Genomic DNA, 25,077 nt, shown 5'->3' on the forward strand with positions numbered 1-25,077 from the left:
GACGGTTCTGCGGACCTCGGGCGGCCTCGCACCGACCCGGTCGAGGCGACGTACGTGTCCACGACCGTGGCCGGTGACTGGCTCGACCGCGTCACCGCGCACGATCTCGGGCTCCGGGGACCGGCGGTCACCCAGGTGTTCGACGGCGGGGTGAGGATCCTGCGTCCAGGGGCGACCGACCTGTTCATCCCCGCCACGGCGCTCCGCGCAGCCGGCACCGCGCCCGGCATCGCCGGCAAGGTGGTCGGAGGGGACGGGATCGTCCTGCTGACCTGGCGAGCGCCGGGCGAGCCAGCCGGGGAGGGGATCCTCCTCGACACCGGGCTCCACACGCGGCACAGAGCCGACCGTCCGAGGCTCGTCGAGGCGATCGCGACACTGGCGCGGGCCGACGACCGAGCCGTCACGTCCCACCTGCAGGAAGAGGAATCATGAGCACCGAGACCACCGGCCGGCCCGTCGCCGCCCTCTCGCACGGCGCGGCACTGCTGGTCCTCGAGGACGGACGGACGTTCACCGGCCGCGCCTACGGGGCACGCGGCGCGACGTTCGGCGAGATCGTCTTCAACACCGGGATGTCCGGGTACCAGGAGACGCTGACCGACCCGTCGTACCACCGTCAGATCGTCGTGATGACCGCCCCCCACATCGGCAACACCGGTGTCAACGACGAGGACGGCGAGTCGCGTCGCATCTGGGTGAGCGGCTACGTCGTGCGGGACCCCGCCCGGCGGGCGTCGAGCTGGCGGGCGGACGGTCCGCTCGACGAGGCCCTGGTCGACCAGGGGATCGTCGGGATCAGCGCGATCGACACGCGTGCGCTCACGCGCCACCTCCGGAACGCGGGTGTCATGCGTGCGGGGATCTTCTCCGGGGACGCGCTCACGGACCGAGGAGAGCCGCGTCCCGTGGACGACCTCGTGGCGGACGTGCGCGCGGTTCCGCCGATGGCCGGCGCGGACCTCGCCGGCGAGGTGACGACGTCGGAGACGTACGTCGTCGAGCCGTGCGGTGAGTTCGCCGGTGCCGAGCCGACGGCGACGGTCGTCGCCCTCGACCTCGGGATCAAGTCCATGACGCCGCACCGGCTCGCCGAGCGCGGGATGCGGGTGCACGTGGTGCCGAGCAGCATCGGGATCGACGAGGTCCTCGCTCTCGAGCCGGACGGGGTGTTCTTCTCGAACGGCCCCGGCGACCCGGCCGCCTCGACGCACGAGGTCGACCTGCTCCGTGAGGTCCTCGATCGGAGGATCCCGTACTTCGGCATCTGCTACGGCAACCAGATCCTCGGACGGGCCCTGGGCTTCGGCACCTACAAGCTGGCCTTCGGGCATCGCGGCATCAACCAGCCGGTGATGGACCTCAGCACCAGACGGGTCGAGATCACCTCCCAGAACCACGGCTTCGCGGTCGACGCACCGCGTGGCGCGGAGACGACCGCGCCGTACGGTGACGGTCGCTACGGTCGCGTCGTCGTCTCGCACGTCGGACTGAACGACGACGTCGTCGAGGGTCTTCGGTGCCTCGACATCCCGGCCTTCTCGGTCCAGTACCACCCGGAGGCCGCCGCCGGTCCGCACGACGCGGCCTACCTCTTCGACCGCTTCCTCGATCTCATGACCTCCGGCGACGGTACCGGGACGACCGAGTCGTCGACCGGGTCCGCGCCCAGCAAGGAGAACTGACCCGTGCCGCGCAGAACAGACCTCACCAGCATCCTGGTGATCGGCTCCGGCCCGATCGTGATCGGGCAGGCGTGCGAGTTCGACTACTCCGGCACGCAGGCCTGCCGTGTGCTGAAGGACGAGGGCCTGCGGGTCATCCTCGTCAACTCCAACCCGGCGACGATCATGACCGACCCGGAATTCGCCGACGCCACCTACGTCGAGCCGCTGACGACCGAGGTGCTGACCTCGATCATCGCCAAGGAGCGACCAGACGCGCTGCTCGCGACCCTCGGCGGCCAGACGGCGCTCAACGCCGCGATCGCCCTCGACGAGGCCGGTGTGCTCGAGCAGTACGGCGTCGAGCTGATCGGCGCGAGCATCGCGGCGATCCAGAAGGGCGAGGACCGGCAGCAGTTCAAGCAGGTCGTCGCCACGTGCGGCGGGGAGAGCGCGCGCTCGGAGATCATCCACACGATCGACGAGGCCCTCGCGGCGGCGGACGTCCTCGGGTATCCGATGGTCGTGCGACCGTCGTTCACCATGGGCGGTCTCGGTTCCGGGCTGGCGTACGACGAGGCCGACCTGCGGCGGATCGTCGGCCAGGGGCTGCACTACTCGCCGACCACCGAGGTGCTTCTCGAGGAGTCGATCCTCGGCTGGAAGGAGTACGAGCTCGAGCTGATGCGCGACAAGCACGACAACGTCGTGGTCGTGTGCTCGATCGAGAACGTCGACCCCGTCGGCGTCCACACCGGCGACTCCGTGACGGTGGCCCCGGCCCTCACGCTCACCGACCGCGAGTACCAGCGCCTGCGGGACATCGGCATCGCGGTCATCCGTGAGGTCGGGGTCGACACCGGTGGCTGCAACATCCAGTTCGCGGTGCACCCGGACACCGGTCGCGTCGTCGTGATCGAGATGAACCCCCGGGTGTCCCGATCGTCGGCCCTGGCCTCGAAGGCCACCGGGTTCCCCATCGCGAAGATCGCCGCACGCCTCGCGATCGGCTACACGCTCGACGAGATCCCGAACGACATCACCGGCTCGACGCCGGCGTCGTTCGAGCCGACGCTCGACTACGTGGTCGTCAAGGTTCCGCGGTTCGCCTTCGAGAAGTTCCCGGCGGCCGACGACACGCTGACGACGACCATGAAGTCGGTCGGCGAGGCGATGGCCCTCGGCCGCAACTTCACCGAGGCGCTCGGCAAGGCGATGCGCTCGATCGACAAGAAGGGCTCGGTCTTCCACTGGGAGGGTCCCGTGCCCTCCGGAGCCGAGCTCGACGCGCTGCTCACCGCGATCACCCGGCCCACGGAGGGGCGGCTCATCCAGGTGCAGCAGGTCCTGCGTGCAGCGGCCGACGAGCGCGCCGGTGTCGACGCGGTGTACCGGGCGACCGGGATCGACCCGTGGTTCCTCGACCAGGTCCTCCTCGTGAACGAGGTCGCGGCCGAGACGGCGGCGGCGCCGGTGCTCGACCGTGAGGTGCTCCGGCACGCGAAGCGGCACGGGCTCTCGGACGCCCAGATCGCCCAGCTGCGGGGGACGAGCGAGGACGCCGTGCGCCAGGCGCGCCAGGCGTTGCGGGTGCGCCCGGTCTTCAAGACGGTCGACACCTGCGCGGCGGAGTTCGAGGCCCGTACCCCGTACCACTACTCGACCTACGACGAGGAGACCGAGGTGATGCCGCGCGAGCGGCCCGCGGTCCTCATCCTCGGGTCGGGGCCGAACCGGATCGGTCAGGGCATCGAGTTCGACTACTCGTGCGTGCACGCGGCGCTCGCCCTGCGCGGCGAGTTCGAGACCGTGATGGTCAACTGCAACCCGGAGACCGTGTCGACCGACTACGACACGTCGGACCGGCTGTACTTCGAGCCGCTCACGTTCGAGGACGTCCTCGAGGTGTACCAGGCCGAGCTCGCCGTCGGCCCGGTCGAGGGGATCATCGTCCAGCTCGGCGGGCAGACCCCGCTCGCGCTCGCGCAGCGCCTCGCCGACGCCGGACTGCCGATCCTCGGCACGCCTCCCGAGGCGATCAACGCGGCCGAGGACCGCCGGGCGTTCGGTGAGGTGCTCGCCGTCGCGGGTCTGCCCGCACCGGCCTTCGGCACGGCGACGACGCTCGAGCAGGCGCGCGACGTCGCGCGGGGCATCGGGTTCCCGGTGCTCGTCCGTCCGTCGTACGTCCTCGGTGGGCGGGGGATGGAGATCGTCTACGACGAGCCGCAGCTCGCCGAGTACGTCGGGCGCGCGATCCATGAGGCGGCAGACCTCGGGGCGCGGGAGATGCCACCGCTCCTGATCGACCGGTTCCTCGACGACGCGATCGAGATCGACGTCGACGCGCTCTACGACGGCGAGGAGCTGTTCCTCGGCGGGGTGATGGAGCACATCGAGGAGGCCGGCATCCACTCGGGCGACTCGGCCTGCGTGCTCCCTCCGGTGACGCTGTCGACGACCGAGCTCGAGCGGATCCGGACCTCGACCGAGGCGATCGCACGGGGGGTCGGCGTGCGCGGGCTCCTCAACATCCAGTTCGCGCTCGTGTCCGACGTCCTGTACGTCCTGGAGGCCAACCCGCGGGCGTCGCGCACCGTGCCGTTCGTCTCGAAGGCGACCGGTGTGTCGCTGGCCAAGGCGGCGGCGCTGGTCATGACGGGCCACTCGATCGCCGACCTTCGCGAGCGCGGGATCCTCCCGCTGGTCGACGCCGCCGTCCTCGACCTCGCGTCCCCGATCGCCGTGAAGGAGGCCGTCCTGCCGTTCCGGCGGTTCCGGACCGCCGCCGGTCTCGTCGTCGACACGGTCCTCGGGCCGGAGATGCGGTCGACGGGGGAGGTCATGGGGATCGACGTGGACTTCCCGACGGCCTTCGCGAAGTCCCAGGCCGCGGCGTTCGGCGGCCTGCCGACGTCCGGGCGGGTGTTCATCTCCGTCGCCGACCGCGACAAGCGTCAGATCGTGTTCCCGGTGCGGCGGCTCGCCGAGCTCGGTTTCGAGATCCTGGCGACCGAGGGCACGGCCACCGTGCTGCACCGGTCGGGGATCGCCTCACGGGTCGTGCGCAAGCAGTCGCAGGGCCGTGGGCCGGGTGGCGAGCCGACGATCGTCGACCTCATCAGCGAGGGCGAGGTCGACATGGTCGTCAACACGCCGTCAGGTCAGGGTGCCCGCGCGGACGGGTACGAGATCCGGGCGGCGACGACTGCGGCCGACAAGGCGATCGTGACGACCACTCAGCAGCTGGCTGCGGCGGTGCAGGGGATCGAGGCGGTGAGGTCCGGACCATTCGCGGTGACGAGCCTCCAGGAGCACGACGCCGCGGCGTCCCGGCGTCGCGCCGAGGCCGTGGCGGGGAGATCCGCATGAGCTCCGCGACCCGGTCTGCCGAGGCACCGGACGGGCGTGCGCCGTTCGGCGCCCGCCTCGCAGCGGCGATGTCCGCCCATGGACCGCTGTGCGTGGGGATCGACCCGCATCCGGCGCTGCTGTCGGCCTGGGGCCTCGCGGACGACCCGGAGGGGCTGCGGCGGTTCGTGCTGACGGTGCTCGAGGCGGTCTCCGGGCACGTCGCCGCCGTCAAGCCGCAGTCGGCCCTCTTCGAGAGGCACGGCTCGCGTGGCGTGGCGGTTCTCGAGGAGATCGTCGCCGCAGGTCGGGAGTCCGGCACGCTCGTGATCGTCGACGCGAAGCGCGGGGACATCGGCTCGACGATGGACGGCTACGCCGACGCGTACCTGCGCGACGGCTCCTCGCTCGCGGGCGACGCGCTCACGGTGTCCCCGTTCCTCGGGTTCGGGTCGCTCGCGCCGGCTGTCGAGGCAGCGCGCGCGAGCGGGCGGGGCCTGTTCGTGCTGGCGCTCACGTCCAACCCCGAGGGCGCGCAGGTGCAGCACGCGACCGAACCGGACGGGACGTCCGTCGCCGCGAGGATCGCCCACGAGGTCGGGCTGCTCAACGGCGCGGACCTGGTCGGCCGGGACGACGAGGACGCCAGCCGAGTGCTCGGGTCGTTCGGCCTCGTCGTCGGCGCGACGACGGGTGACGCCGCGCACCGGCTGGGCATCGACCTGTCGGCGGTGCGGGGTCCGCTCCTGGCGCCCGGTGTGGGCGCCCAGGGGGCCGGGGCGGCGGAGCTCGCGCAGGTCTTCGGGTCGGCGCGTGGGGCCGTGCTGGCGTCGTCGTCACGCGCGGTGCTCGGTGCCGGGCCCGCGGTCGCCGCGGTCCGGGACGCAGCCCGCCGGGCCGGGGACGACGCCGCGACGGCGCTGACCTGACGGAAGGCGCGAATCGCCGGTTGCTGAGAGCATTGCTGTGAGCGCTGGACCTCGCTAGGTTCAGTGTCGATCCGACCTAGTGACGAGAAGGTGAACTCGCGTGGCTCTTCCTCCGTTGACACCCGAACAACGCGCGGCCGCGCTCGAGAAGGCAGCCGCGGCTCGGCAGGCACGTGCCGAGATCAAGAACCGGTTGAAGTACTCCCAGGGCTCGCTCTCGGAGGTGATCGCGCAGGGGCAGCAGGACGACGTCATCGGCAAGCTGAAGGTCGTCGCGCTGCTCGAGTCCTTGCCGGGCGTCGGCAAGGTCAAGGCGCGCGCGATCATGTCCGAGGTGGGGATCTCGGAGACTCGGCGGGTCCGGGGTCTCGGCCCTCACCAGGTCAAGGCCCTGGTGGAGCGATTCGGCTGAACGCGCCGCGTGCAGGAGAATGATCTCCTGCGTGCAACGGTCGCGTCCTGCTGCCGTTCCCGTGGCGAACGCCTGCCCCGGCGCGGTCCACCGACCCACCCCAGGAGCCCGACCCCGTGACGACGCCAGCCCGGCTCACCGTTCTCGCCGGACCGACCGCCGTGGGGAAGGGCACCGTCTCGGCGGACATCCGCGCCCGGTACCCGGAGGTCTGGCTCTCGGTCTCGGCGACGACGCGTGCGCCACGACCCGGCGAGGTCGACGGTGTGCACTACCACTTCGTCACCGACGACGAGTTCGACCGCATGGTTGCGGACGGGCAGCTCCTGGAGTGGGCCGTCGTCCACGGGCGGAACCGCTACGGCACGCCGCGAGCACCCGTCGAGGCTCGGCTCGCGAAGGGGGAGCCCGCCCTCCTGGAGATCGACCTCCAGGGCGCACGTCAGGTGCGCGCCTCCATGCCGGACGCGCGGTTCGTCTTCCTCGCGCCGCCGTCGTTCGAGGAGCTCGAGCGTCGGCTCGTGGGCCGGGGCACGGAGGGTCCGGAGGAGCGTGAGCGCCGGCTCGCGACGGCTCGGATCGAGCTGGCGGCGGAGGCGGAGTTCGACCACGTGATCGTGAACGACGACGTCGCGCGGGCGACGGACGAGCTGATCGCGACCATGGGACTGCCGACCCGCTAGACTCCAGGTAGTCCGGTGCTGGGCCTGCGTGATGCCACCTGCGTGACGCTCGCGGCCGCGGCACCCTCGATGCCCATCATTCGTCCCTGTGCAGGAGTGTCCGTGTCTGGAACCGTCGCCGCCCCCATCGGCATCACCGACCCGCCCATCGACCGGTTGCTCGACCGTGCCGACTCGAAGTACGCGCTGGTGACCTTCGCCGCCAAGCGTGCGCGTCAGATCAACGCGTACTACTCGCAGCTCAACGAGGGGCTCCTCGAGTTCGTCGGCCCGCTCGTCGAGACGCGCCCGCAGGAGAAGCCGCTGTCGATCGCGATGCGGGAGATCGACGCGGGGCTTCTGTCGCTGGAGACCGGCGAGCCCGCGGCCTCCTGACCGACCACCATCGGGTCACGCCGTGCGTATCGTCCTCGGGGTCGCCGGAGGGATCGCGGCCTACAAGGCCGTCCTGCTGCTGCGGCTGCTGCGTGAGTCCGGGCACGACGTCCGGGTCGTGCCGACCCGGTCGGCGCTGCAGTTCGTGGGTCGTGCGACCTGGGAGGCGCTGTCCGGCGAGCCGGTGACGACGGACGTGTTCGACGACGTCGACGAGGTCGCGCACGTCGCTATCGGCCGCGCGGCCGACCTCGTGGTGGTCGCTCCCGCGACGGCGGACCTGCTGGCGCGTGCGGCGTCGGGCCGGGCGGACGACCTCCTGACCGCGACGCTCCTGACCTGCGGCTGCCCGGTGCTCTTCGCACCGGCGATGCACACGGAGATGTGGTCGCACGCCGCGACCCGCGCGAACGTCGCGACCCTGCGATCGCGAGGTGTGCACGTGCTCGAGCCCGACTCGGGTCGTCTCACGGGCTCCGACAGCGGCCCGGGGCGGCTTCCCGAGCCCGAGTCGCTCCTGGCGGCCGCGCTCGCGCTCGTGCCGGCCCGTCCGGAGGACCTGAGTGGTCGCCGGGTGGTGATCTCGACGGGGGGGACCCGTGAACCGCTCGACCCCGTGCGCTACCTCGGGAACCGGTCCTCCGGTCGTCAGGGGTACGCCCTCGCGGCGGCAGCCGTGGCGCGCGGGGCGGAGGTGCTGGTCGTCGCGGCGAACGTGACGTTGCCGCCTCCGGCCGGGGTGCACCTCGTCGACGTCGAGACGGCTTCCGAGCTGCGCGACGCCGTGCGTCAGGCCGCCGGTGCGGCCGACGCCGTGGTCATGGCCGCCGCGGTCGCGGACTTCCGGCCGGCGCAGGCCGCGGCCGCCAAGATCAAAAAGAACGTCGGGATGCCGCAGCTGAGCGTCGACCTCGTCGAGACCGTCGACATCCTGGCCGAGCTCGTCGCCGAACGTCGCCCCGGACAGGTTGTCGTCGGCTTCGCGGCCGAGACGGGTGACGCGGACGCGGACGTCCTCGAGCACGGTCGGGCGAAGGCCCGGCGCAAGGGTGCCGACCTGCTGGCCGTGAACCCCGTCGGCCATGGACGAGGATTCGGGTCGCTCGACAACGACGTGACGCTCGTCGACGCCCACGGCGCGGTGGTCGGGACGGTGACCGGCTCGAAGCTCGATGTCGCGCACGCGGTCTGGGACGCCGTGCTGCGCGCGTGGTGAGTGGCACCGGTCGAGGAACGGGCGGTGAGCGCAGCGGCATCAGTCGCACCTCGGACGGATTCCTGCTCCGCTGCCGTGACGCCCTAGGCTGTGCCGCATGACGTCGTCCGGGCTGCGCCTCTTCACATCCGAGTCGGTGACCGAAGGGCATCCCGACAAGATCTGCGACCAGATCTCCGACGCGATCCTGGACGCGATGCTCGAGCAGGATCCCGCTGCGCGCGTCGCGGTCGAGACGATGGTGACCACCGGCCTGGTGCACGTGGCCGGTGAGGTCAGCACGACGGCCTACGTCGAGATCCCGCAGGTGGTGCGTCAGGTCGTCCGGGGGATCGGGTACACGTCGTCGAAGATCGGGTTCGACGGAGACTCGTGCGGGGTCTCGGTCTCGATCGGCCAGCAGTCTCCCGACATCGCGCAGGGCGTCGACAAGGCCTGGGAGGTCCGGAACGACGCCGCAGACGTCGACCCTCTCGACGCCCAGGGCGCCGGTGACCAGGGGCTCATGTTCGGGTACGCGAGCAACGACACGCCGTCGCTGCTTCCGCTCCCGATCTGGCTCGCGCACCGGCTCGCCGAGAGACTTGCGCTGGTCCGCAAGCAGGGCGTGATCTCCGGGCTCCGTCCCGACGGGAAGACGCAGGTGACGATCGGCTACGACGGCCATCGTGCGGTACGTCTGGACACGCTGGTGCTCTCGACCCAGCACGACCCGGACGTGCAGCTCGAGAGGCACCTCACCCCGGCCGTGCGGGAGCTCGTGGTCGCTCCGGTGCTGGACGAGCTCGGTCTCGACCTCGACATCAGCGACTACCAGCTGCTGGTCAACCCGACGGGCACGTTCGTCGTGGGAGGGCCTCAGGGCGACGCCGGACTCACCGGCCGCAAGATCATCGTCGACACCTACGGCGGCATGGCCCGTCACGGTGGCGGGGCGTTCTCGGGCAAGGATCCGTCGAAGGTCGACCGCTCGGCGGCCTACGCGACCCGTTGGGTCGCGAAGAACGTCGTGGCTGCCGGTCTTGCCGAACGGTGCGAGGTGCAGGTCGCGTACGCGATCGGGAAGGCCCAGCCGGTCGGACTGTACGTCGAGACCTTCGGCACCGGCACGGTCCCGATCGACAGGTTGACGGGCGCGATCCGTGAGGTCTTCGACCTGCGTCCGGCGGCGATCATCCGTGACCTCGACCTGCTCCGGCCGATCTACCAGCGGACTGCGGCGTACGGGCACTTCGGGCGTGAGCTCGAGGATTTCACCTGGGAACGGACCGATCGGGTGGCCGACCTCCGGTCGGCGTTGTCCTGAGGCGATCCCCAGCCCGGCTGCGGCGGCACGGCGGGAGTCGGTCGTCGGTGGTGGGATGGTTCCGTGACAGATGAGGCAACCGGCGAGCAGCTGACCCTCGCCGGCATGCCGACGGCCCGCCGGCGCCGGTCCACGTCGGCCATCGGCGAGGTGGCTGACGATCGTCCGGTCGCGCAGGTCTACGTGGACCTGCCCCCGCTGCATCTGGACCACACGTTCGAGTACGTGGTACCGGCCTCGATGGCTGTCGCTGCGCAACCCGGGACGCGGGTCAAGGTGCGCTTCGGCGCGCAGGACGTCGACGGCTTCCTGGTCGCCCGGACGCAGGAGGCCGAGTACGACGGGAAGCTCACCCCGTTGCGTCGGGTGGTGTCGCCCGTCCCCGTGCTCACGCCGGGCGTGCTGCGTCTCGCGCGCCGGCTCGCCGACAGGTACGCGGGATCGCTGGTCGACGTGCTACGGCTCGCGATCCCGCCCCGGCATGCGCGGGTCGAGGCGGAGGTCGTGTCACGTGCCTCGTCCGACGAGGGCGTGAGTGCGGCGGATCGCGAGACCCGGGTGGCGGCGGGTGGCGTGGCGTTGTCCTCGTCGGCGTGGGCGGACTACCGCGGGGGAGCTGCGTTCCTCCAGCATCTCGTCGCGGGGCGCTCACCCCGTGCCGTGTGGACGGCGCTGCCCGGCACCGGCACCGATCGGTGGGCGTCGGCGATCGCTCAGGCGGTGGCCGCCGCAGTCGTCGGAGGGCGAGGTGCGCTCGTCGTGCTCCCGTCGGCTCGCGACGTGGACGAGATGGCAGGTGCGCTGGCCGAGGTCGGCATCGCGCCGTGGTCGGCGTCGGCGTCGCCCGACGTGCCGGGTCACGTCCGACTGGTCGCGGACGACGGCCCGGCTCCCCGGTACCGGGCGTTCCTCGCGGCGCTTCGGGGAGACGCCCGCGTGGTGATCGGGACGCGGGCGGCGGCGTTCGCACCGGTGCAGGACCTCGGCCTTGCCGTCTGCTGGGACGACCGGGACGAGCTCCATCAGGAGCCGCGAGCGCCCTACGTGCATGCCCGCGAGGTCGTCGTCGGGCGCGGTGAGGTCGATGGCTGCGCCGTCCTTCTCGGTTCGGTGACCCGCTCGACGGCTGCCCAGCAGCTCGTCGAGCGCGGGTGGGCCCACGCTGTCGAGGCAGACCGGGACAAGGTCCGCCGACGCACCCCTCGGGTACGGGCACTGACCTCCGTCGAGCTCGCGCGGGAGGGACCGGCGGCGGCCGCACGCCTTCCTGGCGAGGTGTGGCGCACGCTGCGGAGCGGGTTGGAGCATGGTCCTGTCCTCGTTCAGGTGCCGCGTGCCGGGTATCTGCCCGTGGTCGCCTGCGGCACGTGTCGCACGGTCGCGCGCTGCTCGACGTGTCATGGCCCGCTCGGGGTCCGGCGGACGCGGGGTGGAGTTCCCGAGTGCCGGTGGTGCGGCCGTCTGGCCTCGGCGTGGCGATGCGCCGCGTGCGGTTCTGGTGCGCTGCGTGCCGTCACGGTCGGCTCCGAGCGCACCGCCGAGGAGCTCGGTCGCGCGTTCCCCGGGGTACCGGTGCGGCTGTCCGGGGCAGGTGCTCCGGGGGAGTCCTCGCCGAGGTGCCCGACCGACCGGCGCTGGTCGTGGCCACGATCGGCGCCGAGCCGCGCTGTGCGTCCGGGTACCACGTCGCGGCACTCCTGGACGCGGCGATCTCGACGTCACGTCCGTCGCTGCAGGTCGGGGAGCAGGCTCTGCACCGGTGGCTGTCGGCCGCCTCGCTCGTGCGGCCGGCGAGCGACGGGGGAGTCGTCGTCCTCGTCGGTGATGCAGCCCCGGGGCCCACCCAGGCGCTCGTGCGGTGGGACCCGGCGGGCTTCGCCGCACGTGAGCTCGTCGAGCGCCGAGAGCTCGGGCTCCCGCCTGCGGTACGCGTCGCTGCGCTCACGGGTTCGCGCGATGCGGTCGAGGCGGTCGTGGCCCGGATCGATCTCCCCGACGGTGCGGAGGTCCTCGGTCCGGTCGCCGTCGACGGGCCGGCGACGATGGAGCTGAGCCCCCTCGCGCAGGAGGTCCGCGCGGTCGTCCGCGCCCCGCTCGCCGTCGCGGACGCGTTGTCGAGAGCCGTCAAGGTGTCGATGGCGACCCGTAGCGCGCGGCGCGAGGGGGGCACGGTCCGGGTCCAGATCGACCCCGTGGAGCTGTTGTAGCGACATCGTTCGGTGGCGCACAGGGTGATCGAGAGGATGGGGCGACCGCATGGCGGATGCAGCGGCAGGACGACGGATCGACACGGTCGTGTTCGACCTCGGGAACGTGCTGATCAGATGGGATCCCCGTGCACCTTTCGTCGGCCGGATGGACCCGGTCGACGTGACGCGCTTCTTCACCGAGGTGGACTTCGCGTCGTTCAACCACGAGCAGGACCGCGGACGGTCCTGGGCCGATGCCCGGGAGTGGCTGGCGGCCAGGCATCCGGGACACCTGCGGGCACTCGACCTGTACATCACGCACTTCCGTGACTCGCTGCGCGGCCCCGTCCCGGGCTCGGACGACCTCGTGCGCGATGTCCGCGCCGCCGGTCGTCGTGTGCTCGGGCTGACGAACTGGTCGGCCGAGACGTTTCCTCTTGCGGAGACCGTCGCGCCGGCGATCTCGCTCCTCGAGGGGGTGCTCGTGTCGGGCGAGGTGGGCGTCGCGAAGCCTGACCCCACGATCTTCGCGCTGCTCGGCGACCGGTTCGGGCTCGACCCCGCCAGGACGGTGGTCGCCGACGACTCCCTCGCCAACGTCGAGGCGGCGCGGACGGCTGGGTACGTGGGCCTGCTGTTCGAGGACGCCGACACGCTCCGGCGCGACCTCGTGGCCGTGGGGGGTCCTCCCGTGACGGTCAGACGTCGGCGTCCCCGGTCGACGGCGAGGGACGAGCCGTCCGGCGCCTAGGATCGACGCCATGCGTCTGCTCTTCGCCGGCACCCCCGCGGTCGCCGTTCCCGTCCTCGAGGCCCTGCTCGACTCGGAGCACGAGGTCGTGGCGGTGCTCACCCGTCCCGATGCGGCGAGCGGTCGTGGCCGCACGGTCTCGGCGAGCCCCGTGAAGCAGCGCGCGCTCGAGGCCGGGATCGAGGTGCTGACCCCCACGTCGCTGCGCGCCCCCGAGGTCCGCGAGCGACTGGTGGCCCTCGACCTGGACTGTGCACCGGTCGTCGCGTACGGCGCCCTCCTCCCCGCTGACCTTCTCGACGTCCCCCGGTTCGGGTGGGTCAACCTGCACTTCTCGGTCCTCCCGGCCTGGCGGGGCGCGGCGCCGGTGCAGCACGCGGTGATCGCCGGCGACGAGGTGACCGGCGCGACGACCTTCCGGATCGAGAAGGGCCTCGACACCGGTCCGGTGTTCGGGATGCTCACGGAGCTGATCCGCCCGCGTGACACGACGGGCGACCTGTTGGCGCGCTTGTCCACCGCCGGCGCCGGACTCATGGTGGCGACCCTCGACGCGATCGCGGACGGAAGCGCCCAGCCGGTCCCGCAGACCTCGGACGGGTTGTCCTTCGCCCCGCGGCTCGAGGTGGAGGACGCGCGCGTGCGCTGGTCGCACCCGGCCTACGCAGTCGACCGACGCGTGCGCGGCTGCACGCCGAACCCGGGCGCCTGGACGACGACCCCGGACGGCGCACGCTTCAAGCTCGCCCCCGTCCTGCCGCGGCCGGACGTCACCGACCTCGCACCCGGAGAGATCAGGGTCACGAAGGAGGCCGTCCTGGTGGGCACTGGCAGCCATGCGGTCGAGCTCACCGAGGTCGCACCGGCAGGGCGTCGCCTCATGGCGGCGACCGCCTGGGCCCGTGGTGCCCGGCCGACGGAGGGAACGGTTCTCGGCGAGAGGCTGTCGCAGTCGTGAGGCGCGAGGGCTCGTCGGGCGCAGGTCAGGACGGCGGCGGCGCCGGGCGCCGCGACCGGGCCGGGCACGAGCGCGGACGTGCGCGTGCCGCCGGGACGTCGACGCGATCGTCCACGGCGCCTGCCGAGCGTCGGCGCTCCGCCGACGCGTCGCGCACCGTCGCCTTCGACGTCCTGCGGGCTGTGGACGGCAGCGACTCGTACGCCAACCTGGTGCTCCCTCCGTTGCTGCGCGAGCGGGGATCCGCGGGCGGGACGCCGGGTTCGCGACCGAGCTCACCTACGGAACCCTCCGGATGCGGGGGCGCTACGACGCGATCCTCGCGCAGTGCACGCAGGATCGGCCCCTGGACCGCATCGACCCGCCGGTGCTCGACCTGCTGCGGCTCGGCGCACATCAGCTGCTCGGGATGCGGGTCCCGGCCCACGCGGCAGTCTCGGAAACCGTCGGACTGGCGCGTTCGCGGGTGGGTGCGGGCAGCGCGCAGTTCGTGAACGCCGTGCTTCGTGCGGTGTCGGCCATCCCGCTCGAGGACTGGCTGGTGCGGATCGGGGATGCCGCTGACCCGAGCGGGGACGACGTCGTCTCACGACTGTCGGCCACGGAGAGTCATCCGGCTTGGATCACGCGGGCGCTGCGCGAGGCGTTGGTCGGGAACGGGCGGTCGGTGACCGAGCTGACCGAGCTCCTCACGGCGGACAACGCGGCCCCACTGGTCACGGTCGTCGCACGGCCCGGTCTCGTGGACGTCGCGACGGTGCTCGACCAGGCGCGTGGAGGTGCCGAGCCCGGTCGCTGGACGCCGACGGCAGTGGTGCTGCCGAGCGGGGACCCGGGCGCGCTCGAGGCGGTCCGCGACGGACGCGCCGGAGTCCAGGACGAGGGCAGCCAGCTGGTCGCCCAGGCGCTGGCCGCGGTCCCGCTCGAGGGCCGCGACGAGCGCTGGCTGGACCTGTGCGCAGGCCCGGGCGGGAAGGCCGCCCTGCTCGGAGCTCTCGCGGTCGGGCGTGGTGCGCGCATCGTCGCCAACGAGGTCGCACCGCACCGCGCCCGACTCGTGCGTGGCGCCCTCGGCACGTTGCCCCCGGGCGCCGTCGAGGAGGTGCGCACCGGCGACGGCCGGGCGGTCGGGGAGCATGAGCCCGGTTCGTACGACCGCGTTCTCGTGGACGCGCCGTGCACCGGGCTCGGCGCGCTGCGGCGGCGACCCGAGGCACGGTGGCGTCGCACCCCGGCGGATCTCGCCCCGCTCGGCGGGCTCCAGCGGGAGCTCCTCGCCTCGGCGCTCGACGCGGTGCGCCCGGGTGGGGTGGTCGCCTACGTGACGTGCTCGCCGCACCTCGCGGAGACACAGCTCGTGGTGACCGACGTGCTGCGCAAGCGCGACGACGTCGAGGTGCTTGACGCCCGGGTCGCGGTGCGGGCGGTTGCCGGCGCCGACATCCCCCTCGCGGACCGGTTCGACGTCCAGCTCTGGCCGCACGTGCACGGCACGGACGCGATGCACCTGACGCTGCTGCGTCGCCGCGCCTGACCGGGACGCGCGGCATGCCTGACTAGGCTGGCCGGGTGGGCATCCTGATCAACCCGAGCATCCTGTCTGCCGACTTCGCGAACCTCGAGAGAGATCTCGGCGCGATCGCCCGGGCGGACTACGCCCACGTGGACGTCATGGACAACCACTTCGTCCCGAACCTCACGATCGGTCTACCGGTCGTCACGCGGCTCGCCGAGGTCTCGCCGGTGCCGCTGGACGTGCATCTGATGATCGACGACGCGGACCGCTGGGCCCCGGCGTTCGCCGAGGCCGGGGCCGCGTCGGTGACGTTCCACCTCGAGGCCGCGAGCGCCCCGGTGCGGTTGGCGCGCGAGCTGCGCCGGATCGGCGTGAAGGTCGGGGTGGCGCTGCGTCCCGGCACGGCGGTCGAGCCGCTCGTCGACCTCCTCCCCGAGTTCGACATGGTGCTCGTCATGACGGTCGAACCGGGGTTCGGCGGGCAGTCGTTCATCGAGGGGACGCTGCCGAAGATCCGCCGCACGCGCGCGGCGATCACGGCCTCCGGGGCCCCGGTGCGGGTCCAGGTGGACGGAGGGGTCTCGCGCGCGACGATCGGGACGATCGCGGCGGCGGGTGCGGACGTCTTCGTCGCCGGGTCGGCGGTGTACGGGGCCCCGGACATCCCGGCCGAGATCGACGCGCTCCGGGCGCTGGCCGAGGCGGCGAGCCGGTCGTCCTGATCCGGGCGATGACGTCGTCGTGACCCGAGTGGCGACCTCGTCAGATCCTGGCCGTGATCGCGAGACCGACGGGTGCCGTGTCGGCACGGACTGCGGTGTCGGTGGGGGAATGCCAGGTGTGGCATCATCGTTGGCGAGAACACATACACGTGCTCCGGGGTCGGTGCAATTCCGAGCCGGCGGTGACAGTCCGCGACCCGAGTCGTGACGGTGTCCGCACCTGACGGTGCGGAGGCGGTCGCGGCGCGGTTGACCTGGTGGAACTCCAGGACCGACGGTGAAAGTCCGGATGGGAGGCAGTACGTGGCGGTGCGTTCGGCGTGAGCCGGACGGGCCGTGGTTCGCGACGCGGCAGATGCGGCGTTGCCGACCTCACCCCGGAGCGCGACGGCTGCCCGGGAGGTGGGGATGATGACGCGCGGAGATGCGGTGACGCCGGTCGAGTCGGCGGCGATGCACCGCGCGCTGTCGTTGGCCGCCCAGGGGCCGTCCCACGGGCCCAACCCGCAGGTCGGCTGCGTTCTCCTGAGTACCTCCGGGACCGTGGTCGGCGAAGGGTGGCACCGGGGCGCCGGGACGGCGCATGCCGAGGTCGCTGCCCTGGACGACGCTCGTGCGCGGGGGCTCGACGTGCGTGGAGGCACGGCCGTGGTCACCCTGGAACCCTGCAACCACACCGGGCGCACGGGTCCGTGCGCGGTCGCCCTCGCCGACGCAGGGGTCTCGCGTGTCGTCTACGCCGTTCCCGACCCGAACGGTGCCGCGGCGGGAGGCGCCGCCTCGCTCCGTGCGCGGGGGTCGACGTGGTCGGCGGCTACCTTCGCACCGACGGTGAGCAGCTCCTGCGTGTCTGGCTGCATGCTGTCAGGTCCGGGCGACCGTTCGTCACGCTGAAGCTCGCCAGCAGCCTGGACGGTCGGGTCGCGGCGGCCGACGGATCCAGCCGGTGGATCACGTCGGAGGAGGCGCGTGCGCACGCCCACGCGGTTCGGGAGCGCGTCGACGCGATCGCCGTCGGGACCGGCACGGCGCTCGAGGACGACCCGTCGCTGACCGCACGGGCACCGTCGGGTGCGCTCCTCGAGCACCAGCCGCTGCGCGTGGTCGTCGGGCACCGCGACGTCGCGGGTGCGGCGCGGCTCCATGGCCCCGGTGGAGAGCTCGTCGTCCTGCGCACCCACGACGTGGCGGAGGTCATGGCGTCCCTGGCGGCGCGCGAGGTGCGTCACCTCCTGGTCGAGGGAGGTCCGACCCTGGCCACCGCGTTCCTGCGCTCGGGCGTCGTCGACGAGCTCCACGCGTACGTCGCGCCGGTGCTGCTGGGTGCCGGCGCAACCAGCGTGCTCGATCTCGGGATCGGCACGATCGCCGAGGCGATCCGGTTGAGCCCGCAGCACCTGATGTCGCTCGGGCCCGACGTGCTGATCGTCGCCACGCCCACGTCATCGGCCACGCCCGGATCGACGGCGACCGGCGCATCGGTCACGTCGCTCGCGGCCGGATCGTCACCGGCAACCATGTCGTCCGCCACCACCGTCCACCAGGAGGAGCACTGATGTTCACCGGGATCGTCGAAGAGGTCGGAGAGGTCGTGGAGATCGTCCACCCGGGCGGACCGGAGGACGACGCCCGGCTGACGTTGAGGGGGCCACGCGTGACGTCCGACGTCCACCGCGGCGACTCGATCTGCGTCTCGGGCGTGTGCCTGACGGTGACCGAGCTGCCGGGGGACGGGGTGTTCGTCGCGGACGTGATGCCCGAGACGCTACGGCGCACTGCGCTCGGCGATCTGCAGCCAGGCTCGCCGGTGAACCTCGAGCGCGCCGTGAGGGCGGATGCGCGGCTCGGCGGGCATGTCGTGCAGGGGCACGTGGACGGCGTGGGCGTGATCACCCGGCGTTCTCCTGGTCCACGGTGGGACGACGTCGAGATCACGATCCCAGCAGACCTGGCACGCTACGTGGCCGAGAAGGGCTCGGTGACCGTGAGCGGCGTGTCGCTGACCGTGACGTCGGTGGGGTCGGACGTCTTCGGCGTGTCGCTCATCCCGACCACTCTGAGCGAGACGACTCTCGGCGGTCTCGGGATCGGCGGTCGGGTCAACATCGAGGTGGACGTGATCGCGAAGTACGTCGAACGGCTCCTGGCGGCGGGTGCACCGCCGCGCACGGGGCAGGACAGCAGCACGGAACCGACCGACAGTCAGAGGGATCAGGACGCACGATGAGCACCGACACGGCACCGACACCCATCCGGACCGGCACGGTGGAGGAGGCGCTTGACGCCCTGCGCGCGGGTCGACCGGTGCTCGTCGCCGACTCCCCGGACCGCGAGAACGAGGCCGACGTGATCCTCGCGGCACAGTCGGCGACACCGGAGTGGGTCGCATGGACGATCCGCCACTCGTCGGGATATCTGTGCGCCCCGATGCCGGCGGCCCGCGCGGACGCCCTGGACCTTCCGCTCATGGTGCCGCACAGCCAGGATCCGCGACGAACCGCGTACACCGTGACGGTCGACGCGGCGCGTGGGGTGACCACCGGCATCTCCGCGGCGGACCGGGCGTCCACGCTGCGGGTGCTGGCCGATCCGGCGTCGGGCCCGGAGAGCCTCATCCGGCCGGGGCACGTGCTGCCGCTCCGGGCGGTTCCCGGCGGCGTCCTCCACCGTTCGGGCCACACCGAGGCAGCGGTGGACCTCTGCCGGCTCGCGGGGCTCGAACCCGTCGGTGCGATCGCCGAGCTCGTGAACGACGACGGCACGATGACTCGCCTCGGCCAGGCGTCCGCCGTCGCGCAGGCGAACGGGCTCGTCCTGCTGACGATCGCCGACCTGATCGCCTGGCGGACCTCCCACGGCGACCTGCCGGTGCGCGAGAGCGCGCCGGACGGCACCGGGACCGGCACAGCACTGCGCCCACGCGTCCACGAGACCGGGACGGCCGCGCTGCCGACCCGGCACGGTGTGTTCCGGATCCACGGGTACCGCGACCTGCGGACGGGGTCGGAGCACGTCGCGATGGTCTCCGAGCGAGCGGCGAGTGGCGTCCCGGTCGTGCGCGTGCACTCCGAGTGCCTGACCGGCGACGCGTTCGCGTCCGCACGGTGCGACTGCGGCCCGCAGCTCGACGCCGCCCTGGCGACCGCGGCGAGCGAGGGCGGCGCGGTCGTGTACCTGCGCGGCCACGAGGGGCGCGGGATCGGCCTCCTGGCGAAGATCTCGGCCTACGCCCTCCAGGACGAGGGCCGTGACACCGTCGAGGCGAACATCGACCTCGGGTGGCCGGCGGACCGGCGGGAGTACGGTGCGGCGGCGGCGATCCTGCATGAGCTCGGTCTGGACCGGATCCAGCTGCTGACGAACAACCCGGCCAAGGTCGCGGGGCTCACCGCGCACGGGATCGACGTCGTCGAGGTGCGGCCGATCGAGGTCGGGCGCACCCCGCACAACGCGCGGTACCTGAAGACCAAGGCTCAGCTGATGGGCCATCTGCTGAGCGACGTGCCGGTCGGGCCCGTCGACTCGGCCCCGACCACCGACGACGAGGAGACGGCGTGAGCGGCGCAGGAGCACCGAGAGTCACCACCGACGGCACCGGGCTGCGGGTCGCCGTGATCGCGGCGAGCTGGCACACCCAGATCATGGACGGTCTGCTCGGCGGTGCCGAGCGGGCGTTGGAGGCGGCAGGCGTCACGGACGTGACGATCGTGCGGGTGCCCGGGTCGTTCGAGCTGCCGGTGGCGGCGGCACGTGCCGCTCAGCAGGGCTTCGACGCCGTCGTGGCCCTCGGTGTCGTGATCCGCGGTGGGACGCCGCACTTCGAGTACGTCTGCTCGGCGGCGACCATGGGTCTGACCGACGTCGCGGTCCGGACCGGTGTGCCGATCGGTTTCGGAGTCCTCACGTGCGACAACGAGGTGCAGGCCTTCGAGCGCGCCGGTCTTCCCGGGTCGCGTGAGGACAAGGGAGCCGAGGCGGCGGAGGCGGCCGTCGCGACCGCGGTCGCGCTCCGCGCGCTGTGACCCCCGCCCGGTCGCTGGACGCGGCACCTGGTCGGACCACGGTCCGTCTAGGCTCACTCCTGTGAAGACGTTCGAGTCCCTGTTCACCGAGCTGGCCGAGAAGGCCGCCACCCGCCCGACCGGATCGGGCACGGTCGCCGAGCTCGACGCCGGTGTCCACGCGATCGGCAAGAAGATCGTCGAGGAGGCGGCCGAGGTCTGGATGGCCGCCGAGCACGAGGGGGAGACGCGCACCGCGGAGGAGATCTCTCAGCTCCTCTACCATCTGCAGGTGCTGATGCTCGCGCGCGGTCTCACGCTCGACGACGTGTACACGCACCTCTGACCTGTTGGCTCCCTGCGGGGTCGCGCCCGACTCCCGCCCGTCCTGAACCCGAGGGCCCCGTGCTGAGAATTGCCGTCCCGAACAAGGGCTCCCTGTCGGAGCCGGCCAGCGAGATGCTCCGAGAGGCGGGGTACCGCCAGCGGCGGGACTCCCGCGAGCTCGTCCTCGCCGACCCGGCCAACGACGTCGAGTTCTTCTTCCTGCGTCCGCGTGACATCGCGCTGTACGTGGGCGCGGGCACCGTCGACGCCGGGATCACCGGCCGCGACCTGCTGCTCGACTCCGGCGCTGCTGCGGAGGAGCACCTGGAGCTCGGCTTCGCGCGCTCGACGTTCCGGTTCGCCGCGCCGGCAGGTGAGATGTCGGAGATCGCCCAGATCTCCGGCAAGCGCGTCGCGACGTCCTACCCGGTTCTCGTCGCCGATCACCTGAGCCGGCGCGGGATCCCGATCGCCGGCGTCGTGCGGCTGGACGGCGCGGTCGAGACGGCCGTCAAGCTCGGTGTCGCGGACGTGATCGCGGACGTCGTCGAGACCGGTACGACGCTCCGTGCGGCCGGCCTCGAGATCTTCGGCGAGCCGATCCTCCGCTCGGAGGCGGTGCTCGTCCGTCGCTCCGACCGCGCGGTGCCCGCGGGCCTCGAGGTGCTCACGCGCCGGCTCCAGGGTGTGCTCACCGCACGGCAGTACGTGCTGATGGACTACGACATCCCGTTGACGAAGGTCGAGGCCGCCGTCGCGATCACCCCAGGTCTCGAGTCCCCGACCGTGTCACCCCTGCACGACCGCGACTGGGCCGCGGTCCGGGCCATGGTCCGCCGTGACGAGACGAACGCGGTGATGGATGCGCTGTACGACGTGGGAGCTCGCGCGATCCTGGTGACGTCCATCCACGCGTGCCGGTTGTGACCGTGCCGCGCGGCGACAGATCGGGTTCCGGGTCGCAGGACTCCCTGCACGCCCCGTTCCGGCCTCGTCTCGCGCGTGCGGTCTCGTTGTCGTTCGCAGTCGCAGTGGTGGTCCTCACCCCCGTCCTTGCGATCGCCCTCCCGACCGACGGGTCGAACGCGTTCGCCCTGCCGGACCGCCTCGGCATCCTCGCGGTCGGAGCGGCGATCGTCGCGTTCCTGTGGCGGCAGGCCTCGGTCAGCGCCGTGCCGGATGCGGATGGCCTGACGGTGCGGAACCTCGTGTTCACGCGGCGGCTCGCCTGGGCGGAGATCGTGTCGGTCCGGTTCGGGTCAGGGCGTCCGTGGGTGCAGCTCGACCTCGCGGACGGCGACACGCTCGCCGTCATGGGTGTGCAGGAGTCCGACGGCGCGCGCGCCGTCGACGAGTCACGGCGCCTCGCGACGCTCGTCGCGCTGCACACGCACGTCGAGCGCGACAGCTGACGCGGCGCCGTTCAGCGGACGGCGACCGCCTCCGCGTGGACCCCGGCCACTGCGGCGGCGAGGAACGCGGCCGGGTCGTCGTCGAGACCACGGCCCATGGTCGACAGCGGGATCGGGGTGCCGGCAAGGGCGTCGCGCAGATCCGAGCCCGCGGCCACCCGGACGAGGCGGTGCCGTCCGGCGGGTGCGCCGAGCTCAGCGGCCTGAACGGTGATCCTGTCGCCGAGGGCAGCGAGCGGGGACTCGGCGGGGAACACCGGGACGACGACGTCGGCAGACGCGAGGGCCACCTGCCCGTACGCCGTGAGCGAGTGGTGGGACACACCGTGATGACGAGGGCGCGCGTCGGCCCCCGAGACGCGGAGCGAAGCGATCGGGCGACCGTGCAGGGTGGCCGCGGCGTTGATCGCCTCGCCGGCCGACACTCCGGAGAACCCCCAGCGGGTGCCGGTGCCGAGATTGCCCGGACCTTGTGCGACGACGACCAGGTCCGCCTCGACCACGAGGCGCGCGGCGAGAAGCCCCATGTGGACGGTGACAGCCTCGAGATCACCGCCGAAGGCCTGACCGACGGTCACGCACGACGCGAGCCATCCGGCTGCGCGGAGCTCCGCCACGGTGCGGGAGAACCCGGCCGGCAGCGCGCCGCCGTCCGTCATGACGTACGCGACCCGAGGTGCGGGGCGACCGGACAGAGCGGCCGAGTGGCGCGCACCGGCGACGATCGCCGGGACGGCCGAGTGGAGGTCGGCCACGACGACCGGCATCCCCCCGAGGTCCTCCGCGTCGCGCAGCACGTCGTGGTGGTCGGACTCCTGGTCGTCGACGCCGAGCACCATCGTCTGGAGCGGGGTGTATCGCGCCTTGACGAGATGGCCCGGTGCAGGTGCCGGATCCGCGGGCAGGCGATCGGTGCGGGCGACGACGAGCGCGTAGCCGCCCGTCCCGAGCCCCCGGTCGAGCGCGGTCACGTTCATCAGGACGCGCGCACCGCGCTCCATCGGACCGACGAGATCGGGGTAGGCGAGGGCCCGCACGCACGCCGGACCGGGACCGGGTCGAGCAGCCGTTCCTCCGGCTGGGTCGGACGCTGTCCCTGGCGCGCCGTCCACCTCGACGACGAGCTCGAGGGCTCCGCGCCAGGCCGGTCCGAACGACACCACGGTCCCTGCGCGCCACGTGATCACGGCATCACGCTACCGGGCTACTACCGTGGTGCCGTGGCCGACCCGATCCCTCCAGCCGAACGGCTGCTCAACCTCGTCATCGCCCTGGTCAACACGGGGGAGTCGGATGTCGAAGGAGCAGATCCGCAGCACGGTCGCGGGATACGGTGACGCGACGTCGGACGACGCCTTCGAACGAATGTTCGAGAGGGACAAGGATGCGCTCCGCGACCTCGGCATCCCGATCGTGACGGTGACGGGACGAGGGCACGGCGACGACATCGGCTACCGGGTCGACCAGGACGCGTACGCCATGCCGCAGGTCGACCTCACGGCGGCGGAGCTCGGTGTGCTGTCGCTCGCGGCTCAGTTCTGGCAGGACCGTTCCCTCCGCACGGATGCGACGCGCGCCTTGACGAAGCTGCGCGCGGTCGGTTCGGGGCCCGAGGCGGGGGACCTCGTCGCCGGGCTCGCCCCACGTGTCCCTGCGGCCGGCGCGGCTCTCGGGCCGCTGCTGGACGCCGTGCACGCGCACCAGGCGGTCACCTTCAGCTATCGAGCGGCGAGCACCGGCGAGGTGCGCACGCGGGTGCTCGAACCCTGGCGGCTGCTCGTTCGCGAAGGCGGCTGGTACGTGGTCGGCTTCGACCGTGACCGGGCGGCGCCCCGGTCGTTCCGGCTCAGTCGGGTCGAGGGCGCGGTGAGAGCGACCGGGCCGGCTGGGTCGTTCGTGGTGCCGGCGGGGGTCGACCCTGCGACGGTGCTCGACTCGCGGCGCGCGGACACGTCGGCCGTCGCCCGCCTGGCGGTGCGTCCGGAACGGGCGAGCGCCCTGAGATCCCGTGCGGTGAGCGTCCCGGACGCTGACACGTCCGCTCCCGACGATCGGTCGGCCGCGACGCCGTCCGATCGCGACCTGATCCACGTGCCCTACACGTCGATCACGGCGTTCGTCGACGAGGTGGTGGGCTACGGCGACGCCGTCGTGGTGCTCGAGCCGCAAGAGCTCAGGCAGCAGGTCGTCGCGCGTCTGCAGACCGCGGCCGCCCTCGACCGGGGAGTGCGCGGCGCGGCCGCGAGCGGGGACATCGTCTCGGAGGCTGACCATGGCTGAGCGTGCACCCGACCGACTGGTCCGGCTGCTCGGGATGATCGCCTACCTCGAGCGTCACGGTGGGGTGCCTGTCGAGGAGCTGGCCGAGCAGTTCCAGGTGCCGCGTCGGCAGGTCATCGACGACATCGACACGCTGTGGCTCACGGGAACCCCCGGGTACTGGCCGCACGACCTGATCGACTTCGACGCCGCCGCGCTCGAGCAGGGCGTCGTGCGGGTCACGCAGAGCCGCGGGATGACCCGGCCGCTCCGCCTCGGGACGCGCGAGGCCATCGCCCTGGTGGCTGCGCTGCGCGCGATGCGCGAGTCGTTGGTCGCCGGTCTCGACGCGGATCGACTCGCCGTCCTCGAATCGGTCCTCACGAAGCTCACGGCGGCGACGGGCGAGGCGGCGACCGTGGTCGACGTCCGGCTCGCCACTGACGGCGTGCCTGCGGTCAACGCGGCCGTCGGTGCGGCGCTCCAGTCCGGTCGACGGCTCCGGTTGCGCTACGTGACCTCGGCTGACGTCGTGGGGGAGCGCGAGGTCGACCCGATTCGGCTCGTCACGGGTGAGCGGCGCACCTACCTGGTCGCCTGGTGCTGGCGGGCCCGGGCGGAGCGCCTGTTCCGGATGGACCGGGTGCTGTCGGCGGAGATGCTCGACGTGCCGGTCGTCGACCACCCGAGGTCCGACCACGAGGACGCGTTCCACCCGGACCAGGACGCCGAGCTGGTCACGCTCGAGCTCGAGAGCAGGGCGCGGTGGGTGGCCGAGACCGTGCCGGTCGAGAGCGTCCGGAACCGCCCCGACGGGTCGTTCGAGGTGGACCTGAGGGTCGTCGACCCGTCCTGGCTCCGGCACCTTCTGCTGCAGATCGCGGGCGACGTCCGCTCGGTGCGGCCGGCGACTGTCGCTGCCGAGGTGGCGCAGGTCGCGAGAGACGCGCTGAGCGCGTACGCGGCGACGCCGGTCGACCGGGCCTCGAGCTGAGCCTGGACGGAT

Annotated in this window: 25 protein-coding genes, 2 pseudogenes and 1 riboswitch; of the genes and pseudogenes, 25 read left to right on the plus strand and 2 right to left on the minus strand. The window is 72.4% G+C overall.

Translation table 11 applies throughout. The features are described from left to right. Nucleotides 1-54: 54 nt before the first annotated feature. From LJB74_RS19560 to LJB74_RS19605, 10 genes and pseudogenes are all read left to right on the plus strand, one after another. Complete coding sequence (locus tag LJB74_RS19560) at nucleotides 55-435, plus strand: hypothetical protein (protein ID WP_259310083.1); 381 nt, start codon at nucleotides 55-57, stop codon at nucleotides 433-435. After that, nucleotides 432-1,685, plus strand: a complete 1,254-nt coding sequence (gene carA, locus LJB74_RS19565) for a glutamine-hydrolyzing carbamoyl-phosphate synthase small subunit (protein WP_259310084.1) — start codon at nucleotides 432-434, stop codon at nucleotides 1,683-1,685. The genes LJB74_RS19560 and carA overlap by 4 nt, the downstream gene beginning before the upstream one ends. 3 nt (nucleotides 1,686-1,688) lie before the next feature. Beyond that, on the plus strand, nucleotides 1,689-5,036 hold the full coding sequence (gene carB / locus LJB74_RS19570) for a carbamoyl-phosphate synthase large subunit (RefSeq protein WP_259310085.1): 3,348 nt from the start codon (nucleotides 1,689-1,691) through the stop codon (nucleotides 5,034-5,036). Continuing rightward, the gene (gene pyrF / locus LJB74_RS19575; protein ID WP_259310086.1) at nucleotides 5,033-5,944 is read left to right on the plus strand and encodes an orotidine-5'-phosphate decarboxylase; all 912 of its coding nucleotides are present in this window, start codon (nucleotides 5,033-5,035) and stop codon (nucleotides 5,942-5,944) included. The genes carB and pyrF overlap by 4 nt, the downstream gene beginning before the upstream one ends. A gap of 100 nt (nucleotides 5,945-6,044) precedes the next feature. Continuing rightward, nucleotides 6,045-6,356 carry an integration host factor, actinobacterial type gene (mihF, locus tag LJB74_RS19580; protein ID WP_259310087.1) on the plus strand — a complete coding sequence of 104 codons (312 nt, stop codon included), beginning with the start codon at nucleotides 6,045-6,047 and terminating at the stop codon, nucleotides 6,354-6,356. A 116-nt stretch (nucleotides 6,357-6,472) separates the two neighbouring features. Beyond that, complete coding sequence (gmk, locus tag LJB74_RS19585) at nucleotides 6,473-7,039, plus strand: guanylate kinase (RefSeq protein WP_259310088.1); 567 nt, start codon at nucleotides 6,473-6,475, stop codon at nucleotides 7,037-7,039. A 102-nt stretch (nucleotides 7,040-7,141) separates the two neighbouring features. Next, nucleotides 7,142-7,414: a DNA-directed RNA polymerase subunit omega gene (gene rpoZ, locus LJB74_RS19590; RefSeq protein ID WP_259310089.1), complete on the plus strand. Its 273-nt coding sequence runs from the start codon at nucleotides 7,142-7,144 to the stop codon at nucleotides 7,412-7,414. Nucleotides 7,415-7,436: 22 nt separating this feature from the next. Next, the gene (coaBC, locus tag LJB74_RS19595; protein ID WP_259310090.1) at nucleotides 7,437-8,630 is read left to right on the plus strand and encodes a bifunctional phosphopantothenoylcysteine decarboxylase/phosphopantothenate--cysteine ligase CoaBC; all 1,194 of its coding nucleotides are present in this window, start codon (nucleotides 7,437-7,439) and stop codon (nucleotides 8,628-8,630) included. Between the two features lie 97 nt (nucleotides 8,631-8,727). Then, on the plus strand, nucleotides 8,728-9,936 hold the full coding sequence (gene metK, locus LJB74_RS19600) for a methionine adenosyltransferase (RefSeq protein ID WP_259310091.1): 1,209 nt from the start codon (nucleotides 8,728-8,730) through the stop codon (nucleotides 9,934-9,936). A 105-nt stretch (nucleotides 9,937-10,041) separates the two neighbouring features. After that, a pseudogene (locus LJB74_RS19605) lies at nucleotides 10,042-10,350 on the plus strand (primosomal protein N'); the annotation flags it as partial. A gap of 234 nt (nucleotides 10,351-10,584) precedes the next feature. On the opposite strand, the gene LJB74_RS19610 reads toward LJB74_RS19605, so the two are convergent. After that, complete coding sequence (locus LJB74_RS19610; protein ID WP_259310441.1) at nucleotides 10,585-11,244, minus strand: hypothetical protein; 660 nt, start codon at nucleotides 11,242-11,244, stop codon at nucleotides 10,585-10,587. 308 nt (nucleotides 11,245-11,552) lie between these two features. Between LJB74_RS19610 and LJB74_RS19615 the strand changes: the two genes are divergently transcribed. The 13 genes and pseudogenes from LJB74_RS19615 to LJB74_RS19670 all read left to right on the plus strand — a co-directional run bounded on the left by LJB74_RS19615 (nucleotide 11,553) and on the right by LJB74_RS19670 (nucleotide 21,812). After that, nucleotides 11,553-12,143, plus strand: coding sequence for a hypothetical protein (locus LJB74_RS19615; RefSeq protein WP_259310442.1), 591 nt, complete (start codon nucleotides 11,553-11,555; stop codon nucleotides 12,141-12,143). A gap of 49 nt (nucleotides 12,144-12,192) precedes the next feature. Beyond that, nucleotides 12,193-12,876 carry an HAD family phosphatase gene (locus LJB74_RS19620; RefSeq protein ID WP_259310092.1) on the plus strand — a complete coding sequence of 228 codons (684 nt, stop codon included), beginning with the start codon at nucleotides 12,193-12,195 and terminating at the stop codon, nucleotides 12,874-12,876. A 10-nt stretch (nucleotides 12,877-12,886) separates the two neighbouring features. Beyond that, nucleotides 12,887-13,834 carry a methionyl-tRNA formyltransferase gene (gene fmt / locus LJB74_RS19625; RefSeq protein WP_259310093.1) on the plus strand — a complete coding sequence of 316 codons (948 nt, stop codon included), beginning with the start codon at nucleotides 12,887-12,889 and terminating at the stop codon, nucleotides 13,832-13,834. Next, nucleotides 13,831-15,368: pseudogene (locus tag LJB74_RS19630) on the plus strand (RsmB/NOP family class I SAM-dependent RNA methyltransferase). Before fmt ends, LJB74_RS19630 begins: the two are co-directional and overlap by 4 nt. A gap of 35 nt (nucleotides 15,369-15,403) precedes the next feature. Next, complete coding sequence (rpe, locus tag LJB74_RS19635) at nucleotides 15,404-16,072, plus strand: ribulose-phosphate 3-epimerase (protein ID WP_259310094.1); 669 nt, start codon at nucleotides 15,404-15,406, stop codon at nucleotides 16,070-16,072. A 145-nt stretch (nucleotides 16,073-16,217) separates the two neighbouring features. Further along, a riboswitch (FMN riboswitch) is annotated at nucleotides 16,218-16,379 on the plus strand. A 146-nt stretch (nucleotides 16,380-16,525) separates the two neighbouring features. Then, entirely contained in the window at nucleotides 16,526-16,966 is a 441-nt protein-coding gene (locus LJB74_RS20725; protein ID WP_310650898.1) for a deaminase, read from the plus strand. Beyond that, entirely contained in the window at nucleotides 16,876-17,628 is a 753-nt protein-coding gene (locus LJB74_RS19640) for a RibD family protein (RefSeq protein WP_310650878.1), read from the plus strand. The genes LJB74_RS20725 and LJB74_RS19640 overlap by 91 nt, the downstream gene beginning before the upstream one ends. Then, a complete protein-coding gene (locus LJB74_RS19645; protein ID WP_259310095.1) occupies nucleotides 17,628-18,299 on the plus strand; it encodes a riboflavin synthase in 672 nt (223 codons plus the stop codon). Before LJB74_RS19640 ends, LJB74_RS19645 begins: the two co-directional genes overlap by 1 nt. After that, nucleotides 18,296-19,630 carry a GTP cyclohydrolase II gene (gene ribA / locus LJB74_RS19650; protein WP_259310096.1) on the plus strand — a complete coding sequence of 445 codons (1,335 nt, stop codon included), beginning with the start codon at nucleotides 18,296-18,298 and terminating at the stop codon, nucleotides 19,628-19,630. The genes LJB74_RS19645 and ribA overlap by 4 nt, the downstream gene beginning before the upstream one ends. Next, nucleotides 19,627-20,094 (plus strand): 6,7-dimethyl-8-ribityllumazine synthase, encoded by a 468-nt coding sequence (gene ribH / locus LJB74_RS19655; protein WP_259310097.1) that lies wholly within the window; start codon nucleotides 19,627-19,629, stop codon nucleotides 20,092-20,094. The genes ribA and ribH overlap by 4 nt, the downstream gene beginning before the upstream one ends. A 61-nt stretch (nucleotides 20,095-20,155) precedes the next feature. Continuing rightward, nucleotides 20,156-20,419: a phosphoribosyl-ATP diphosphatase gene (locus tag LJB74_RS19660; protein ID WP_259310098.1), complete on the plus strand. Its 264-nt coding sequence runs from the start codon at nucleotides 20,156-20,158 to the stop codon at nucleotides 20,417-20,419. A 59-nt stretch (nucleotides 20,420-20,478) separates the two neighbouring features. Next, entirely contained in the window at nucleotides 20,479-21,327 is an 849-nt protein-coding gene (gene hisG, locus LJB74_RS19665) for an ATP phosphoribosyltransferase (protein WP_259310099.1), read from the plus strand. Nucleotides 21,328-21,434: 107 nt separating this feature from the next. Further along, nucleotides 21,435-21,812, plus strand: a complete 378-nt coding sequence (locus LJB74_RS19670) for a PH domain-containing protein (protein ID WP_259310100.1) — start codon at nucleotides 21,435-21,437, stop codon at nucleotides 21,810-21,812. A gap of 11 nt (nucleotides 21,813-21,823) precedes the next feature. On the opposite strand, the gene LJB74_RS19675 is transcribed toward LJB74_RS19670, so the two are convergent. Further along, the gene (locus tag LJB74_RS19675; protein ID WP_259310101.1) at nucleotides 21,824-22,999 is read right to left on the minus strand and encodes a DUF3866 family protein; all 1,176 of its coding nucleotides are present in this window, start codon (nucleotides 22,997-22,999) and stop codon (nucleotides 21,824-21,826) included. Between the two features lie 106 nt (nucleotides 23,000-23,105). Between LJB74_RS19675 and LJB74_RS19680 the strand changes: the two genes are divergently transcribed. Then, nucleotides 23,106-24,092, plus strand: a complete 987-nt coding sequence (locus LJB74_RS19680) for a YafY family protein (RefSeq protein ID WP_259310102.1) — start codon at nucleotides 23,106-23,108, stop codon at nucleotides 24,090-24,092. Beyond that, nucleotides 24,085-25,065, plus strand: a complete 981-nt coding sequence (locus LJB74_RS19685) for a YafY family protein (RefSeq protein WP_259310103.1) — start codon at nucleotides 24,085-24,087, stop codon at nucleotides 25,063-25,065. Before LJB74_RS19680 ends, LJB74_RS19685 begins: the two co-directional genes overlap by 8 nt. Nucleotides 25,066-25,077 lie beyond the last annotated feature (12 nt).

This window comes from Cellulomonas sp. P24, from assembly GCF_024704385.1.
In the GTDB taxonomy this organism is placed as follows: Bacteria; Actinomycetota; Actinomycetes; order Actinomycetales; family Cellulomonadaceae; genus JAJDFX01.

Coding starts and splice junctions, on each gene's coding strand:
- pyrF (WP_259310086.1), top strand. CDS start 5,033: ATGAGCTCCGCGACCCGGTCTGCCGAGGCACCGGACGGGCGTGCGCCG.
- metK (WP_259310091.1), top strand. CDS start 8,728: ATGACGTCGTCCGGGCTGCGCCTCTTCACATCCGAGTCGGTGACCGAA.
- ribA (WP_259310096.1), top strand. CDS start 18,296: ATGAGCACCGACACGGCACCGACACCCATCCGGACCGGCACGGTGGAG.
- fmt (WP_259310093.1), top strand. CDS start 12,887: ATGCGTCTGCTCTTCGCCGGCACCCCCGCGGTCGCCGTTCCCGTCCTC.
- LJB74_RS19610 (WP_259310441.1), bottom strand. CDS start 11,244: ATGCTCCAACCCGCTCCGCAGCGTGCGCCACACCTCGCCAGGAAGGCG.
- LJB74_RS19680 (WP_259310102.1), top strand. CDS start 23,106: ATGTCGAAGGAGCAGATCCGCAGCACGGTCGCGGGATACGGTGACGCG.
- LJB74_RS19645 (WP_259310095.1), top strand. CDS start 17,628: ATGTTCACCGGGATCGTCGAAGAGGTCGGAGAGGTCGTGGAGATCGTC.
- LJB74_RS19685 (WP_259310103.1), top strand. CDS start 24,085: ATGGCTGAGCGTGCACCCGACCGACTGGTCCGGCTGCTCGGGATGATC.
- carA (WP_259310084.1), top strand. CDS start 432: ATGAGCACCGAGACCACCGGCCGGCCCGTCGCCGCCCTCTCGCACGGC.
- LJB74_RS20725 (WP_310650898.1), top strand. CDS start 16,526: ATGCACCGCGCGCTGTCGTTGGCCGCCCAGGGGCCGTCCCACGGGCCC.
- LJB74_RS19620 (WP_259310092.1), top strand. CDS start 12,193: ATGGCGGATGCAGCGGCAGGACGACGGATCGACACGGTCGTGTTCGAC.